The 16946-nt window shown below is 46.8% G+C and carries 14 protein-coding genes and 1 pseudogene; 7 read left to right on the top strand and 8 right to left on the bottom strand.

The window, feature by feature from the left end:
• The 5 genes and pseudogenes from HRU42_RS14320 to HRU42_RS14300 form a co-directional block, all read left to right on the top strand.
• A pseudogene (locus HRU42_RS14320) lies at nt 1-725 on the top strand (sodium:proline symporter); the annotation flags it as partial.
• Between the two features lie 366 nt (nt 726-1091).
• Nucleotides 1092-2369 (top strand): porin, encoded by a 1278-nt coding sequence (locus tag HRU42_RS14315; protein ID WP_295032001.1) that lies wholly within the window; start codon nt 1092-1094, stop codon nt 2367-2369.
• Between the two features lie 505 nt (nt 2370-2874).
• Complete coding sequence (locus tag HRU42_RS14310) at nt 2875-3249, top strand: rhodanese-like domain-containing protein (RefSeq protein WP_295032003.1); 375 nt, start codon at nt 2875-2877, stop codon at nt 3247-3249.
• 574 nt (nt 3250-3823) lie between these two features.
• Nucleotides 3824-6247: a S8 family serine peptidase gene (locus HRU42_RS14305; protein ID WP_295032000.1), complete on the top strand. Its 2424-nt coding sequence runs from the start codon at nt 3824-3826 to the stop codon at nt 6245-6247.
• Between the two features lie 130 nt (nt 6248-6377).
• Nucleotides 6378-6734 (top strand): VF530 family protein, encoded by a 357-nt coding sequence (locus HRU42_RS14300; RefSeq protein WP_295031999.1) that lies wholly within the window; start codon nt 6378-6380, stop codon nt 6732-6734.
• An 84-nt stretch (nt 6735-6818) separates the two neighbouring features.
• On the opposite strand, the gene HRU42_RS14295 is transcribed toward HRU42_RS14300, so the two are convergent.
• Nucleotides 6819-7331, bottom strand: a complete 513-nt coding sequence (locus HRU42_RS14295) for a malate synthase (protein WP_295031998.1) — start codon at nt 7329-7331, stop codon at nt 6819-6821.
• Between the two features lie 106 nt (nt 7332-7437).
• Between HRU42_RS14295 and HRU42_RS14290 the strand changes: the two genes are divergently transcribed.
• A complete protein-coding gene (locus HRU42_RS14290) occupies nt 7438-8967 on the top strand; it encodes a DUF3612 domain-containing protein (RefSeq protein ID WP_295031997.1) in 1530 nt (509 codons plus the stop codon).
• A gap of 138 nt (nt 8968-9105) precedes the next feature.
• Here the strand turns inward: HRU42_RS14290 and HRU42_RS14285 are convergent, their stop codons facing one another.
• The 7 genes from HRU42_RS14285 to HRU42_RS14255 form a co-directional block, all read right to left on the bottom strand.
• Entirely contained in the window at nt 9106-9918 is an 813-nt protein-coding gene (locus tag HRU42_RS14285) for a hypothetical protein (protein WP_295031996.1), read from the bottom strand.
• A 71-nt stretch (nt 9919-9989) separates the two neighbouring features.
• Nucleotides 9990-10607 carry a GTP cyclohydrolase II gene (gene ribA / locus HRU42_RS14280; protein WP_295031995.1) on the bottom strand — a complete coding sequence of 206 codons (618 nt, stop codon included), beginning with the start codon at nt 10605-10607 and terminating at the stop codon, nt 9990-9992.
• Nucleotides 10608-10904: 297 nt separating this feature from the next.
• Complete coding sequence (locus HRU42_RS14275; protein WP_295031994.1) at nt 10905-11261, bottom strand: YibL family ribosome-associated protein; 357 nt, start codon at nt 11259-11261, stop codon at nt 10905-10907.
• A 114-nt stretch (nt 11262-11375) separates the two neighbouring features.
• Nucleotides 11376-11849, bottom strand: a complete 474-nt coding sequence (gene nrdG, locus HRU42_RS14270; protein ID WP_295031993.1) for an anaerobic ribonucleoside-triphosphate reductase-activating protein — start codon at nt 11847-11849, stop codon at nt 11376-11378.
• 92 nt (nt 11850-11941) lie between these two features.
• Entirely contained in the window at nt 11942-14059 is a 2118-nt protein-coding gene (gene nrdD / locus HRU42_RS14265) for an anaerobic ribonucleoside-triphosphate reductase (RefSeq protein ID WP_295031992.1), read from the bottom strand.
• Between the two features lie 305 nt (nt 14060-14364).
• A complete protein-coding gene (locus tag HRU42_RS14260; protein WP_295031991.1) occupies nt 14365-15111 on the bottom strand; it encodes a hypothetical protein in 747 nt (248 codons plus the stop codon).
• Nucleotides 15112-15226: 115 nt separating this feature from the next.
• Nucleotides 15227-15673: a MarR family transcriptional regulator gene (locus HRU42_RS14255; protein ID WP_295032002.1), complete on the bottom strand. Its 447-nt coding sequence runs from the start codon at nt 15671-15673 to the stop codon at nt 15227-15229.
• A 265-nt stretch (nt 15674-15938) separates the two neighbouring features.
• On the opposite strand from HRU42_RS14255, the gene HRU42_RS14250 reads away from it, so the two are divergent.
• On the top strand, nt 15939-16937 hold the full coding sequence (locus tag HRU42_RS14250) for an NADP-dependent oxidoreductase (RefSeq protein WP_295031990.1): 999 nt from the start codon (nt 15939-15941) through the stop codon (nt 16935-16937).
• Nucleotides 16938-16946: the final 9 nt, after the last annotated feature.

Raw genomic sequence — 16946 nt, 5'->3', positions numbered from 1 at the left:
TAGGTTATTTCGGTCAACCTCATATCCTGTCCAGATTCATGGCCATCAAGAGTGCTAAAGATATTCCGCTATCGCGTCGTATCGCCATGAGCTGGATGGTTATTGCCCTCATAGGTGCACTTGCTACGGGCATAGCCGGTAGCTTGTACTTCGCCAACGATCCATTGGCCAATCCTGAGACTGTTTTCATCTATCTGGCACATGCGGCATTTAACCCATGGATCGGCGGTCTGCTTATCGCCGCGATTTTGTCGGCCATCATGAGCACCATAGATTCACAGCTCTTGGTCTGCTCTAGTGTGATAACAGAAGATTTCTATAAGAAGTGGTTACGCCCACAAGCTAGCAGTAAAGAGCTGATGTTAGTGGGCCGCATCGGCGTACTGGCGATAGCCATTATCGCTGGTATCGTTGCACTTAACCCAGAAAGCAGCGTGCTTGGACTAGTGAGTTATGCATGGGCTGGTTTTGGCGCGGCATTTGGTCCTGTGGTGTTACTCTCGCTCTTCTGGAGTGCTTACAGTCGCAATGGTGCGGTAGCAACTATTGTCGTCGGAGCATTGACTGTCGTGATCTGGAAACAGCTTTCTGGGGGGTTATTCGACCTCTATGAAATCTTACCAGGCTTCATTTTAGCAACGATTTCGGGTGTGATTGTGAGTAAAATATCTGTCCCTACTGAACGGGTCAAGGAACAGTTTAGAGTATTTACTTCAAAGCTTTAATCTCTAAAAATAAGGCATTTCCCCCTTCAAAAACAAAAATAGCGTACACGTGTACGCTATTTTTATCATTTATTTTCACCCCTCTATTTCACAAGTCAGCAACGTAAATTCAAATCGAGTAAAGCTCTTGATGCGCCTCATGACAAGCGCTCCAGCTCACGGTTAACATACGCACACATAGATAGCCTTAAAGCTGATGACCTAATTAACAATTACGCAACCGATATTCGCAACTGGTCGGAGTTGTTGGCAGATACGTCCATCCCTAAGATGCACTGGTCTAACAAGTGGACTCGCATCAAACTCTAAAAAGCGGATAAAAGCTGAGTTTGAATTACCGGGCCTAAAATTACAGAGATGATAATGATGAAAAACTTCAACAAGACTTTATTAGCTATCGCAGTTACGCTGGCAAGTTCACAAGCTATGGCCGCAGGTTTCCAATTAAACAGCCAGTCAGCTACTGGTATTGGCCGCGCCTTCGCCGGTGATGCCGTCATCGCAGATAACGCCTCGGTACTCGCTCGTAACCCAGCCGCCATGGCGCTGTTCGATGAGAAGCAACTCTCTATGGGCCTAGTCTATGCCGACGTGCAGGTTCAGGTCAGTGATGTTTACATTAACTCGGACTTTGGTGAGATACACTACGGAGGGGTCGATGATGCCGCCGAAGCTAAGATCATCCCCAATTTCTATTATATTAACCCGGTAAACGACAAGTTTGCCTACGGTATTGCCATGTTTAGTAACTTCGGTACCGGCACAGATACTAGCGACCTATCCAGCCCAGCCTCTATTCTGGGTGGTGCAGCGCAAGTTCCAGCACCTGTAGACTTGCTCGGCAAGACGGAAGTCAGCACCTATAACTTAAACTTCAGTGCCTCATACCGCTTCAACGACCACTTCAGCGTCGGTGCCGGTGTCGATATCATCTATGGTACTGGTGTATTAACTCGTGGTGGAGAAGTGCCAGGGGCTGGTCAGCTAGATTTAGTCGATGTGGACGCCACAGGTGTGGCATTCGGCGGTATCCTAGGTGCCGTTTACGAGATCAATGCCGATCACCGCTTCGGCATCAGCTATCGTTTTAGCCCAGAATTCACTGCCGACGGCACAGTCAATTACTTGGGTCAAGATTATCAAGAGATCAACATTCCATTACCGGATATTTTCCAGGTCGCAGGTTTTCATCAGCTAACGGACAAGTTTGCCTTTCACTATACGGCTCAGTTAACCACTTGGGGCGATTTTGATGAAATTTCAGTTTCCGATCCGGCTGATGTTCAACTTAAACACTATGCATGGGATGATTCCTGGTTATTCAGTATCGGTGGTACTTACACACTCAACGATACCTGGACCCTACGTGCCGGTTATATGCGTGACCAAGGCGTAGTCGGTGAGATTAGCTCTATCTCAATCCCAGATTCAGATCGTCAATGGTACACTGCGGGTGCGACTTATAACCTGTCTAAGCACACTAGCCTCGACTTCGGTTTAGCCTTCGTTCTTGGTGAAGATGTCGACTTGATTGAAATGAGTGGCATAACCAGTAGCATACCAGGAGCTGATTCGAGCATGGTACATGCAAGCACACGCTCAGATGCGACTTATTTCTCTATGCAGTACAACTACAAGTTCTAAATTTATTTAGTCTTTGATAGTCATGAAAAAGCCGCACTCGGTGCGGCTTTTTGCTGCCTGGAGATAAACATCACTGTCTGCGCTGCTTAAACAAGGGTTTTCTATCAATGAGATATCCAGCTCTCAGCCTTCAATCGAAGACAGACAAGCACAGGGATATGTGGACCCCAATGTGAAATATCGCTATGCCGCCAGAGTGACCATCTCGATTTATACCAAGCGAGTGAGAGTCGTCTCCACCTTAACTTATTATCTCAAAGATTAGTTCGCTTAAATGCCATGGTTGCCCAGTGTAAGAATACTTGGGTACACATTTACCCTATGCCTCGCGAACGTTATACTGATTAAAAGCCGTTTAAATTGTTGCGAGCCCTTGCCCTGCTTGATGCATTCACAAGCGCTCAATACCTAGAAATTAACATCATCGAAGCCAATGAATCATATTCATTCATAAATATATAAGGGAAATAAAGTGAATAATCAGATAAATGCCGCCCATAGAAGCATGAAAAACCACAGCTTCATGGTAATTTTTGCGTTACTTAGCCTCTTGATGAGTCAATTCGCCTTGGCGGCAGATAAGGACCCGAGAGTCGCATGGGATAAGATAGATGCGGGGGCCACAGTGATCGATGTCAGAACGGCAGAGGAGTTCGCAGCGGGGCATTTAGATAACGCGATCAACATACCTTTCGAAGAGATAGCCGCTAAAATTAACGCCCTAGATATCGCCAAAGACACTCAAATAGTACTCTATTGTCGCAGTGGCCGCCGCAGCGGTATCGCTTTCGATACTCTAGTCTCGGAAGGTTTCACTCAGAGCTACAATGGCGGTGGGTTCGAAACTTTGAGCCAGTTTAAGCAAGATGACAAACCATAATTAACCCTCTAGTTCATCATGATCTGTCGATAACTTACTAAGTCCGCTTAAGAGTTATCGACACATTATAATGCCCCTAGCCTAGAACAATGGCTCCTCAGACTCACACTCTTAAACCACTGACTAATGCCAAGTTCAAGTTGCCTTAACCCTATGACAAACCTTAATAATTTCAGTGGTTCTCGTTCATCTATATTATTTTTAAGTATATATTATAACCAATAGTAGTTAATACTATTCACCTACACTTTCAATCCCTTACAATAATAAAGCATTACAAAACGACCACAAACACAGTTTTGAATATTGAATTCAAAAACCGTTAACACCATCACCATTCGCATAGCTAATCACCACAACCCACCAAAAGCGCAAATTAACGCGCATCAACACAATAATTATGCAGTAAAGATTTAATTACTCCCTCCAAATAAACAACACCACCAAATTAACATTAATTTTACAAGCCAGCTACGTGAGGTTACATTCGATTTTGAGTAACCGGTTTATTTTAGTTTCGACTAAAAATAGACCTAATAATAATGATTAATTTTAATTAACATGGAAGACAAGTATGACAATAAGCAAAACAAGGTCTGTTGCACTCAGCTTATCTGCCTTGGCAATCGCCATTTCAGCTAATGTGCAAGCCGCGCCAACCTTTATCCCGGGGCTTCAATCGAGTGCTACAGGTATTGAACAAACATCTCCGCTACCTAAGCGCTATATTGTAAAATTTAAAAATGCTCAAGCCGCTGCAAGTTTCCAATCAGGGTCTGATGAAATGAGTGTGATGAGCTATGTGCCAAGAACCAACGAAGTCTTCTCTCATCACAGAGCACTCAATAGTGTTTCAGCAAGAGAGATGAAGCGCATTGGTCGCAGTAATAGCTATACAGCCAAACTCGACCCAAAGAGTATTCAATCCCTTCGTCTTCGTTCAGATGTTGATTATGTTGAAGAGGACATGCCCAGACAACTGCTGAGTGAAACGACTCCATGGGGTCAAACCTATGTGGGCGCCACCAGCTTGAGTGACGCTATGGCCGGTAATCGCACCATCTGTATTATCGATTCGGGTTACGATCGCGATCATGGTGACTTGAGTGGCAATATTGTCACGGGCACCAACAATATAGGTACAGACAGCTGGTTCGATCCAGGCATCAATAATGCTCACGGCACTCATGTTGCCGGCACCATTGCCGCCATCGCCAACGACTCGGGGGTTATTGGTGTGATGCCAAATCAAACAGCCAACATACATGTGGTCAAGGTATTTAACGAGGCGGGTTGGGGATACTCTTCATCTCTAGTCTCGGCGATAGATACTTGTGTCAATAACGGCGCCAACGTGGTCACTATGAGCCTAGGTGGACCCAGTTATAATCAGACCGAAGACAATGCCATCGCAGCACACGCCAATAATGATGTGCTATTTATAGCCGCATCGGGTAACGCTGGCAATAATACTCACAGCTACCCGGCATCTTACGATGCGGTGATGTCTGTGGCAGCCGTCGATAACAACAAGGATCATGCCGAGTTTTCCCAGTACACTAACCAGGTTGAGATCTCGGGTCCTGGTGAAGCGATCCTATCGACAGTCACTTTAGGCGAAGGACGTTTAGCCGACATCACCATTAACGGCCAGTCCTACTTCGATATTGGGGTCGTCCCCCATAACCGCCTCGTAGGAGCCGACTATGATAATATTCCTATCAATGGCAGCATAACGGATGAGTTAGCCGAGTGCTTAGTTTCTGATAACGTATTTAGCTGTGGCAACATGAACGCTAAGGTGTGTTTGGTCGAGCGTGTCGGTAACCAGCTCACCGGCGTCAGTTACCCAGATATAGAAGCGGTGAAAGCCTGTCATTCGGCGGGTGCGAGTGCGGTTATCGTCTATAGTAATAGCGAGCTTCCGGGCCTGCAAAACCCTTTCCTCTTCGATAGACACAACGAGGCGCCACTGGTGTCTGTCTCAGTCGATCGCGCAACGGGTCAGGCACTGCAGGCGCAAATTGGCTCAAGCGTCACGGTCGCCAACACGGCAAATGAAGATTACGCTTACTACAATGGCACCTCGATGGCCACCCCACACGTTTCAGGTGTTGCCACATTAGTATGGAGTCATCATACCGAGTGTAGCGCCGAGCAAATCCGCTCAGCATTGAACGCAACGGCTGAAGATCTTGCTACTGCTGGCCGTGATAATCAAACAGGTTATGGTCTTATCGATGCGGTAGCCGCTAAGGCTTATCTCGATGCCTCTTGTGATGGCCCCAGCGATCCCGGAACTGGCCCTGGAGAGTCTGTTCTTGAAAACTCTGTAGCGAAAAATAGCTTGGCAGGCGCTAAAAATGACGAGCTTCATTTCTCACTCGATGTCCCGGCTAACGCAACTGATTTGAGCTTTACCATGAGCGGCGGCAGTGGCGATGCGGATCTGTATGTGCAGTACGCAGCGGCGCCAACCTCTGATAGCTATGATTGTCGTCCCTGGGAAAGCGGAAACGCTGAATCTTGTCCTATCAGTAATACCCAAGCGGGCACTTACTACGTGATGGTTCAAGGTTACACAGCCTTTAGCGGAGTCAGCTTAGTGGCTAATTTCACTGAATCGACTGGCGGTGGCGGCAACACAGGTGGCCCTGCGACCTACACCAATACTAACGGTTACGCGATCCCAGATAACAGTTCTGTGGGCGTGACTAGCCCGATATCTGCCACTCGAACCGGCGACTCTGGAACCGTGACCGTGAACGTGAATATCAGCCACACTTATATTGGTGATCTACAAGTAGAGCTGCATAGCCCGTCGGGTCAATTTTCTATCTTGCACGATAACGCTGGCGGCAGCTCAAACGATATAGTCCAGAGCTATACTGTCGATATGACAGGTGTTGAATCTGCGGGTGACTGGACACTAAAAGCGGTAGACAGTGCTCGACGTGATACCGGCACAATCAACAATTGGCAGCTGACTTTTCAGTAAGTCTACTTAGCGTGACACACCTTGTTGAGGGCGCATGCGCCCTCTTTTTCCTCCTAGGATAAAACCTCCCTGTTCAATCTTGCTGGTTAACTGATATAATTAACTCAATATCAATTAATCTAATGAACTCATGACCCAAGTAAATAATCCACTACATGGTATCAAGCTAGAAGACCTACTCACCGACTTAGTCGAGCATTATGGCTGGGAAGAGCTAGGCACTCGCATCGATGTTCGTTGCTTTAATCATGATCCAAGCATTAAATCCAGCTTGCGCTTCCTGCGTAAGACCCTCTGGGCGAGAGAGAAGGTTGAATATCTTTATTTGAAGATGAATAAATTACCTTTACCGGCAAGAAAACCAAGAGATGATCACTATCAGGCCAGTGATAAGAGCCTACGTGCGGCGAGTAACAGGCAAACCACTCACTCTGCCGACAATAGCGATGCTGACAATCAGCTCAATACCAATATCTGGGGCAGCTAGCAAGCTAGATTAAATATAAAGCACAAAAAAGCCGGAGTGACCTTAGCGTCTATCCGGCTTTTCTATATCAATAATTGGCCATAGTTAACCTTTAAGTGGATACTCGCTGCCATCTTTCGCCGTGAACATTTGTGAAGCTTGTGAGCTTCCTATGATGCGCATCTCTTCAACATTGAGCAGGCTGATCCAGTATTCATGACCTTCGAGTCTGACATCATCTATGTGGGCCTGATCGTTAATGCCTGTCTTGCCGCCACGATCGAAACTTAGCTCCACATGGGTACCGTTACTGTTAAGCAAGATAGCTTCGGGTTCACTCTTATGGCCGTTTAGCGCCACAAATTGGCCTGAATTCTTCAGACCCGTATGGGTTCCGTCGGCAAAAAACATCAACAGCTGCTGATAGTAAACCAGATAACTGCACACCTCTTTGTGGGAGCCTCTAGCTAATGGAAAGGTGTTGTCCAGAAACTGTTTGGCAATACCCATAGTGTCAGCATCTGTGACAGCTGCTGTTTTCACATTGACAATTCCGGCATTGATAAGGTTTGTAAAGTTTTGCTCGCCATACTCATTAGTGATAGTTGAAATATCCATAGCCTTATCCTCTCATATTCATTTTTTGTCGATTGCTTGATTTGTAGTCTAGCTAATTTTTAACTATAATTTCACAATTGAAATTTTACAGTGTGAATTTTACAAAATGACAACAACAAGAAGCTTAATGAGAAAATCACACTTTCTTGGTACCAAGATCCGTAACCTGAGAAAAAGAAACCATCTCACCATGGAAGACCTTTCAGCTCGTTGTGTGCGGGTCGACCCCGAAACCGCCCCCTCAGTGTCATACTTGTCTATGATAGAACGCGGTAAACGAGTCCCCAGTGCTGGCATGTTAGCCGTCATCGCGGCGGTATTTCAGAAAGAGGTCGAATGGTTTTTAGATGATGTCCCCGAAGATCAAGCTATCACGCCAGATAAAGGCCGCCGTGGTGGCATAAACGGCATGGCACTGGAGCCAAACTTTTTGTTTTCCAAAGATATATTACAGATTGCCATACCTGAGATGTTGTCACAAACAGGGGTCACCGGACGACAGTTTGCTCATCTCTTGATCCGCGCCCATCAGGAACATCATCAGAATCACTTTCCGGATCTCGAACGTGCAGCCGAAGAGATAGGACAGAAACGCCTGCCACTCGCCCTGGAAGATATCATGGATATCGCTAAGGGTATGGGGCTTAAAATAAAATGGGTCGACCGGGCCCCCAAAGATGTGACCGATGAGATGGGCGCCACCTCCACTCAGCTGGTGACCTCATTTTTTGAACCACCTTCGACCATCTATATCAATAAACACCTGAAATCTAACCCGACTCGACTCAAGTATGATCTGGCGGTGCACATAGGTCACTGTGTGTTGCACAACAAGGATGGATTGAAATCTGTGCTCACCACAGGACGCAATCACTTGGGTAACGATTTGGACAAGGCCACGCCACAGTCTTCGACACTCAATGCCCAGGATATTCTCCACGCCTGGCGTGACTTTGAGTCCAGTTTCTTTGCCGGCGCCCTACTTTGCCCCAAAGTCCCCTTCAGGCAGATGTTAGATCGTCATGGCTATGAGATAAATGTTCATGCACAAGTGGGAGTATCCGCATCGGTTGCCATGCGCCGCATGACAGTCGTCTCTCCCTATCCCCACTGGCACTATTTCGATGCCTATGCGCCGGGAAAATTAAAAGCAGTCTATCGCGGCAACGGTATTCCACTTCCCTGGGGCAACATGCGGCTAGTGCAAGACCCCTGTCAGCATTGGGCGGTATTTAGAAAAATCAATGAATCCAGTGCAGGCTCATCTGCACAACTGTCGATACTCGATGTCGACAATGAACCTAGGATCTACAGCTGTGAGTCGATAAGAGTGAAAGATATGGCTGGCAACAATCACGTACTCTGTGCCGGCATAGATCTTAACCCCGCGATTCAAGCTCAGGGAGGAGACGCTAATGCGATAGCCGCAGAATTAAAACACGCTTGCGTTACACATGGCGGCGAAGCGGAGATCCCCAAGGCCATAAAGAAGGACTTAACCAGCGTGGCTAAAATTCTCAATATCAACTGGGTCGAGCGAGGCATAGATACCCAGGCCAGGCTCATTTGCTCCAGAGGTGCGGTCTGTCCTCGCCAGCCCAGGTGTTATGAAACGGGCAAGTCTCAGTGTGAATAGACCAAGACTAGCGTAGAACACCCATAAACCACACGGACGTGGTGAATGTTTTACTCGATGAATATAGGTGCTATCATCACTCATGGATACGCTAGATACTGAGACCTTGCGACTAAAACCTAGGTACTGAAATAACGCCTAGATAGGAAACTCGAAGATCAAACGCCATACCTTGACGCCATCACCGGAGCGGACACTGAGACCCAAGCGGTCAATGCCCATCCAATCCCAAAGGATGGGCTTAGAAAACGCTAAGGTCGCGCCCACTTCTACACTATTCGATACTAAAACATCTTCACCGAATGGCGTGGCGAACCTGAGTTTATCGAAGTACCAATAAGCTGTAGCAAACACCCTGGGCTCGACATCGACGCCTAACCAATTCCAGCGCCAATGTATATTTGTCCCTATATCGATACCAGATTGCAGTGCAGAATAGGTCTCACTCTGAGTCCCATCGAAGCTGGCATAGCCAGCGAAAAACAGTCGATTAACCCAGACCGGTGCCGACTGCCTTAATTCAAGATCCAGTAAGCTGGAGACTCCAGCCGAATAGATAGCGACATTGTTGCCCGTGGTGAAATTATTACCATAGCCAAGATCGGCATAGGTTTGAAACTCATGCGTGTCAGAGGTGCGAAGCCGATACTCAATGCCTGGGGTAATTGTCATGGTACCTACGCTGGTGGGCAGATCACCGTCGGAAAGATCGCTCCATTTAAAATTGAAGAAACCCAGAGATATTGGGGTGCGTAGGATGAGTGTTTCAGTATCATTCTTATAGAGTTCGACACTGATGGGTATGTTAACCACAGTGGCGTTCTGACCTGAGGTTTGGTAGATACCACTGCCGAGATAATTTGCAAACGCGTAATGAACATAATCCTCTTCAGCAAGAGCAAAAGAAGATCCGAGCAGGGTGACGAGGACAAGAACTGATTTCAGAACCATATATAAGATATAGATATTATTAGTATGGCTCTGAATATAGCGGCAGTATGAAGGAAAATCTACAACTTACGTTATTCTTTGCCTTCATCAGCAAAATGATATTCGGACATCAGATGACCGAGTTCCCTTGACTTGGTCTTCAAGTAAGACTCATTGTAACGATTCTTACCCACTTGTAGCGGAATACGCTCGACGACCTCTATGCCTAACTCTTTCATCGCTTTTACTTTGCGAGGATTATTAGTCATTAACCTGACTTTCTGGACGCCAATCTTCTCCATCATGGGCAAGATCATATCGTATTGACGCATATCGGCGGCGAAGCCCAGTTTTTCATTGGCTTCGACGGTATTGGCCCCCTGATCTTGCAGCTCATAAGCTCTGATCTTATTGAGCAGACCTATGCCACGCCCCTCTTGACGAAGGTAAAGGATAAAACCTTGACCCGCATCGGCAATATTTTGCATCGCAGTCTGCAGCTGAAAGCCACAATCACAGCGTAGACTGAATAGAGCATCACCCGTTAAGCATTCTGAATGAATACGTCCAAGGATCGGGCTCTTACTATCCAGTTCACCCAATGTCAGCGCAACATGCTCTTTTCCAGTCTCTGTATCTTCAAAGCCGTGCATAGCAAATACGCCCCAAGGCGTCGGGAGTTTTGAAGAAGCGATATACTTGATCGACATGAAATAACCTTAAAGACTCTCTTTCCCTGAGATGACTATTATCAGAAAAAACAACGAGAATGACCTATGCCTAAAAACGACGGATTTATCCCCCCCCTTCCACTCTATCTAGCAGTGAAGGGAGGAATATTATCTAGTTTTACCAGTAAGTGAAATACCCTAGCATTTTAATCGGCTATTGATTCACCTAATACTAGCATTCTCCCTACATAGTGAAGAATGATACGCCTGACGACGATAGAAAAACATGATATAGCTCACTAAAGAATAACCGTCTAAGCGGAATAAATTCGACAGTTAAAATTCTTTTTCTGCGAAGCCTGTCACAACCTTGATACCCATTTCGCGACCGAGTGCCGTCATAGGATGAACCACGACTAGCCCTTTGACAGATTTCTTCAGTTTACCCATGTCAGCCTGCTCTGCTTTTGTCAGGGGACGCTTAAATTTCAAGCTGACTACCGTGCCACCTTGTTTACTCAACTCGCGGGTCTGTTGAGTCTTAGCGCTGGCAATACGCTTATTTACTGCGTTTATTTCCTGTCTAAATTGCAACATGATGCCTTTATCTCCGCGCTTTTCTGCTGCGGCTAATTTACGACGGAACTGTTCTAGCTTGTCGTTAAGTCCATGAAGCTCTTCTTTTAAATTCATGCTCGTGCCTTAAAAATATTCTGTAAAATGCAAAAACAGCCTCAATACGCGGCTGTTTTTTAAAATGAGTTGAAACCTATGGTCGACATTATAACAGTAACTGAATGAATACAGTTATCGCTTTTCTGCCAGATTGCGAATTACCTGATTACGGCTACCACGAAAAACCAGACTGACATCTGCATTCTCTTGCTCAAACTTGCCATCCACCAAGACATCGACATAATCTAGCACCCTCTTTTGCTCAGTGGATAACTCGGCTAACTGGTATCCGGTCCACAACCAAATATCTTTATCTGGACACTCATTTTTAACTCGCTTAACCAGGGCGAGTATCTCAGCGATGTTATCAGGATAGAGAGGATCGCCACCTGAAAGCGATAAGCCTCTGCGCTTAATTCGACGGTCTTTAAGATCATTAATGACTCTTTGCTGCATCTGTAGGTCAAATCTATGACCATGATCTGGATTCCATGTGCCTTGATTATAGCAGCCACGGCATTGATGCTCACAGCCGGAGACGAATAGTGTCGCCCTAGTGCCCGGCCCATTGATCACATCTACAGGAAAATATTGATGGTAGTTCATAGCGTAATTCCAACCTATCGAGTCAATAGAGAAGGCGTTACTGACTCAGTAACGCCTTGGTTTCTGCTGTATAAATAAGTGCAGCTTATTTATTAAAGGTGCTTAACCCGGCGCTTCACTTCTTCTTGCTTGCCAAAGTTAAAGGGCCTCGCATCGGGACTGCCTAAGTAACCACAGACTCTACGGGTGACAGAGACCCGACTCGGTTCATGATTGCCACACTTAGGGCAGGTGAACCCCTTGCTGGTACATTCAAACTCGCCGGTAAAACCACAGTCATAACACTCATCTATGGGCGTATTGGTGCCGTAATAGGGCACTCGGCTATAGCTGTAATCCCACACATCTTCCAATGCCTCGATATTGTTCTGCATATTCGGGTACTCGCCGTAGCAGATGAAACCGCCATTGGTTAATGCGGGATATGGCTGCTCAAAATCCAACTTATCATATGGATTCACTTGTTTCTCGACATCAAGATGGAAGCTATTGGTGTAATAGCCTTTCTTCGTCACCCCTTCGACCACGCCAAAGACCTGAGTGTCGAGCTTACAGAAACGGCTGCAGAGGTTTTCACTCGGTGTGCTGTAGAGACTGAAGCCATAGCCAGTCTCCTCTGCCCACTCATCGGTCGCCACTTTCATATACTCGATGACTTCGATGGCTTTTTGACGCAAGGTTTCGCAATCATAAACATGCTTATCCGTGCCGTAGAGAGCATTGACGGTCTCATGTAATCCGATATAGCCCAGAGAAATGGAGGCGCGACCATTTTTGAAGATACTTGAGATATCATCATCGGCGTTAAGTCTTACTCCACAAGCCCCTTCCATATACAGGATCGGCGCCACGCGCGCTTTCACGCCTTCTAAACGCTCAATTCTGGTATCCAGAGCCTTACGGGCAATGGTCAGACGCAGCGCTAAGATACGATAAAATTGCGCTTCATCACCCTTGGCTTCCAGCGCAATTCTTGGCAGGTTCAGACTCACCACACCTAAGTTATTACGACCTTCGTGGATCGGCTCACCGTCTTCTTCATAGGTCCCAAGGAAGCTGCGACACCCCATAGGCGTCTTAAAGGAGCCGGTGACTTTTACTACTTGCTCATAGTTGAGGATATCTGGATACATACGGGTCGTGGCGCATTTAAGCGCGAGTTGCTTGATATCATAGTTACAGTCACCCAGCTTGTGATTGATGCCATTGCGGATGGCAAAGACTAGCTTAGGGAATACCGCCGTCTTACGATTCTTACCCAGACCCGCAATACGCACCTTCATCATGGATGACTGGATCAGACGAGACTCCCACGAGGTGCCTAAACCGAAACCAAAGGTGACAAAGGGTGTCTGTCCATTGGCCGTATGGAGTGTATTGACCTCATACTCCAGAGACTGAAACGCATCATGGCACTCTTTTTCAGTCTGCGCGGTAGCGAAGGCTTTCGCATCTGTGATCCCCCAGTCCAACGCCAGCTGATACTGCTTGTGGTAACTCTTAGCGACAAAGGGAGCCAAGACTTCATCGATGCGATTAATCGTGGTACCACCATAGATATGGCTGGCTACCTGGGCGATGATCTGCGCCGTCACGGCCGTCGCCGTAGAGATAGACTTAGGCGTCTCAATCTCGGCATTGCCCATCTTGAAGCCATTAGTCAACATGCCACAGAGATCGATCAACATGCAGTTAAACATGGGGAAGAAAGGCGCATAATCGAGATCGTGATAATGGATCTCACCGGACTCATGAGCGGCAACCACATCTTTGGGTAAAATATGTCGGGTGGCATAATGTTTAGCCAGAATACCGGCTAATAAGTCGCGCTGAGTCGGGATCACTTTCGCGTCTTTATTGGCATTTTCATTCAACAGTGCCGCATTGGTCTGATCGACTAAACCGCGGATCTCCTGATTCAATCGACTGCTTGTTTCACGGTGCAGATCTCTATCATGACGATACTCGATATAGACGCGAGCGAGGGACTTATAAGGACCTTCCATCAAGTGATTCTCGACCAAGTCTTGTAGCTCATGAATATCTATCTCAGCATGCGCTGCCACGCATTTAGCGACAGAGGCCGCAACACTCACGGCATAACTCTTATCTTCAATACCTGCCGAATTCGCAGCAGCCACTACAGCGTCTCTGATCCTTGTTTCGTCAAAAGGCGTGCGGTAACCATCCCGCTTAATAACCACTGGCATTGTTCAATCTCCCCTCAAGTGACGTCGACTTTTAACACCATATGTAGTGTTAAAATAACTATGAAACACAATATGGTGTGCATTAGGCTACAAAGCCATACAAAGAACATTGATCGAGATCATGATTTTTGGGATAGGTTTTAACGAGAAATTATTCCTGCCAACAAGACCACTTATTGATAAGAGTGACCTTGACCTTAGGAATTAAGCAAGCTAGATGGACCAGCAGATAGGACAAATGAGAAAATCGATACAAGAGTAGTCGAAAAAACGGATAAAACTGGCAAAACTTACCTATAAGAGGACTAAAATCTGCCGAGACTCAAGTAACTATTTACCATGCCAACCGCTTGTTGGTTTTCCCCCATAGAGGAAGCAAGCTGCATCACAGATTTAAGCCCCTGCCACTGCTCACGATCGCTCGATGACATCTGGGTATCACTCTTAAGATAAATATTCAATTGTGCCGATACCCGGGTCGCTTGCTGGCCCACCTCTTTACTCTGAGCATTATCCATCTGATTAAGCACGCTCTGGGCATCATCGAGCAGGCTAACCAAGACACCATTCATGCCTTGGGTGTCGCCACTGGCGGTTAACTCTTCACGCTTATCTTGAATAAATGCCATTAAATCTTCGGGTTGGCCTTGAACCTCAGGTAAGTCGAAGCCCCCTTCCGACAGACGGTTCAGCTGGGTATCTGACAAGATCCCATCTTGATGCAGGCGTTGGATAAGTTTTGGCAGGTCGGCAACTGAGAAGTCCCCCTTTGAAAAGAAATCTTTCGCCATGGATTCGATTTTCTGTGCACGGGCCGCGCGAGGAGACAGTGACACCGACTCATCTTTAACCCCATCCCTGTTGAGACCGGTCGTGGCCTCTTTCGATTGACTCAGGCTAACCTTATCACTGCTCGAGCCCGCTTCAGTCTGATGACTGTTAACACCATAGCTGTCGACCAAGTTAGTATTCTTGGCCCCGGCAGAATTGGAGTTAGCTCCGGCGATAGTCCCAGCGTTAATTTGACTGGCAAGATTAGTGATTGGATTCATTGTCAAAATACCGACATAAAAAGAGATATGTAGCTATTAAGCAGGAAACATGCCGTAAAATAGATTAAATGACAAATAATGAACAGAAAAGCATAAACATGCGGACTCTATCTCATTATTTGCTATTTAAGTCTTGGGTCAAGGTCATGCACATCTTCCTCAGAGACTCTATTTCAGACTCACAGAGGCTGACTCTATCGAGCAAGACTTGCTTGAGTGCTAATGCCTCTTGTTTCAACGCCAGCCCCTCAGGAGTGATTCTGATAATCTTCTTGCGCTCATCTTCGGCATCGATGCCACGATTCAACAAGTCTTTGGCTTCTAACCGCTTGACTATGGGAGTCAAGCTGCCTAAATCCAGGCGCGTCGCCTGAGACACTTGAGTCAGACTGACACCATCATTTAACCAGAGTGCCTGCATCACCAAGTACTGTGGATAGGTTAAACCACATTCATCCAACAAGGGACGATAGGCACGCACCAGGGCATTACCTGCGGTATACAGGGCAAAACAGACGTTGTCCGACAGGCAACTGCTTGCTTGTTGATCGCTTGGACTCATTTTTGAATGAAGATTATCGGTCACTATTCATACCTTAGGCGTTACTTAAGTTAAGTTTACAAGATCGCTGCAGCCATTATACCTTGGTCTACACTCAATTTTACAAGACAGTTGGCGGGTATTATCCCCGCGTCTACACTCAATACTTCAATGACGCTACAGTCATACTCTACGTCATTTAAGTTGCGCGCAAACTAGTTGCGCGATAAAAAGTTTAGCTGTAGAGTTTACCATAATTAATTAGCGCGCAAAGCAAAGAGGTTTTATGAATGCCAACCAGATCCTATTAGACTCTCGCCCCGAGGGGATGCCTACAGCAGATAATTTCAAACAGACATCGGTGGAATTGCCGGCCATCATCAATGGTGAGTTTCTGGTTAAAAACCTATGGATGTCGGTAGACCCATACATGCGTGGTCGTATGATCGATAGAGAGAGCTATATTGCACCATTTCAGATAGGCCAGGTACTGGAAGGCGGCTCGATAGGCGAGGTGATTGAGTCCAATAATCCCGAGTTTCCTATCGGTACTAGAGTCAGTGCCATGCACGGTTGGCGTAGTCACTATGTCACCGATGGCAGCGATCATACTCGGCTGCCAAATACACCAATGAGCGAGTCTCACTTCCTCGGTGTCTTGGGTATGCCCGGCATGACCGCATGGACTGGTTTGACCAAAATTGCCGCCTTAAAACCGGGAGATACGCTATTTATTTCTGGCGCAGCCGGTGCAGTAGGCAGCGTGGTGTGCCAGCTCGGTAAATTAATGGGGGCCAAGGTGGTCGCTTCCGTTGGTAGCGACGAGAAGGCCGCTCATCTGCGCGAGTTAGGCGTCGATGCTGTGATTAATTACCAGACGACAAAGGATCTTAGCGCTGCACTGAAGCAGGCCGCCCCTCAAGGCATAGATGTCTATTTTGAAAATGTCGGTGGTGAGCATCTCACCGCCGCACTGAACAACATGAATGATCACGGCAGAATCGCCGTGTGCGGCATGATCTCTCAATACAATGATATCACCCCGACTCCAGGTCCGAATAACCTGGCCATGATCATCATCAAGAAGCTCAAAATTGAAGGCTTCATCGTGTTCGAACACTGGGATCATTATCCTGAGTTTGCCAAACAGATGGGTCAATGGTTAGCGACGGGGGCAGTCAAGGCCGAACAGACAATCTACCAAGGACTCGAGCAGGCACCCGCCGCCTTCATCGGCTTATTCGAAGGTAAGAACCGCGGTAAGATGTTGGTCAAACTCGACTAACACTCTTGG

Source organism: Shewanella sp. (assembly GCF_013214165.1).
Classification (GTDB): Bacteria; Pseudomonadota; Gammaproteobacteria; order Enterobacterales; family Shewanellaceae; genus Shewanella.
This window is presented reverse-complemented; position numbering and strand designations above follow the sequence as displayed.

Coding starts and splice junctions, on each gene's coding strand:
- HRU42_RS14315 (WP_295032001.1), top strand. CDS start 1,092: ATGAAAAACTTCAACAAGACTTTATTAGCTATCGCAGTTACGCTGGCA.
- HRU42_RS14310 (WP_295032003.1), top strand. CDS start 2,875: ATGAAAAACCACAGCTTCATGGTAATTTTTGCGTTACTTAGCCTCTTG.
- HRU42_RS14305 (WP_295032000.1), top strand. CDS start 3,824: ATGACAATAAGCAAAACAAGGTCTGTTGCACTCAGCTTATCTGCCTTG.
- HRU42_RS14300 (WP_295031999.1), top strand. CDS start 6,378: ATGACCCAAGTAAATAATCCACTACATGGTATCAAGCTAGAAGACCTA.
- HRU42_RS14295 (WP_295031998.1), bottom strand. CDS start 7,331: ATGGATATTTCAACTATCACTAATGAGTATGGCGAGCAAAACTTTACA.
- HRU42_RS14290 (WP_295031997.1), top strand. CDS start 7,438: ATGACAACAACAAGAAGCTTAATGAGAAAATCACACTTTCTTGGTACC.
- HRU42_RS14285 (WP_295031996.1), bottom strand. CDS start 9,918: ATGGTTCTGAAATCAGTTCTTGTCCTCGTCACCCTGCTCGGATCTTCT.
- ribA (WP_295031995.1), bottom strand. CDS start 10,607: ATGTCGATCAAGTATATCGCTTCTTCAAAACTCCCGACGCCTTGGGGC.
- HRU42_RS14275 (WP_295031994.1), bottom strand. CDS start 11,261: ATGAATTTAAAAGAAGAGCTTCATGGACTTAACGACAAGCTAGAACAG.
- nrdG (WP_295031993.1), bottom strand. CDS start 11,849: ATGAACTACCATCAATATTTTCCTGTAGATGTGATCAATGGGCCGGGC.
- nrdD (WP_295031992.1), bottom strand. CDS start 14,059: ATGCCAGTGGTTATTAAGCGGGATGGTTACCGCACGCCTTTTGACGAA.
- HRU42_RS14260 (WP_295031991.1), bottom strand. CDS start 15,111: ATGAATCCAATCACTAATCTTGCCAGTCAAATTAACGCTGGGACTATC.
- HRU42_RS14255 (WP_295032002.1), bottom strand. CDS start 15,673: ATGAGTCCAAGCGATCAACAAGCAAGCAGTTGCCTGTCGGACAACGTC.
- HRU42_RS14250 (WP_295031990.1), top strand. CDS start 15,939: ATGAATGCCAACCAGATCCTATTAGACTCTCGCCCCGAGGGGATGCCT.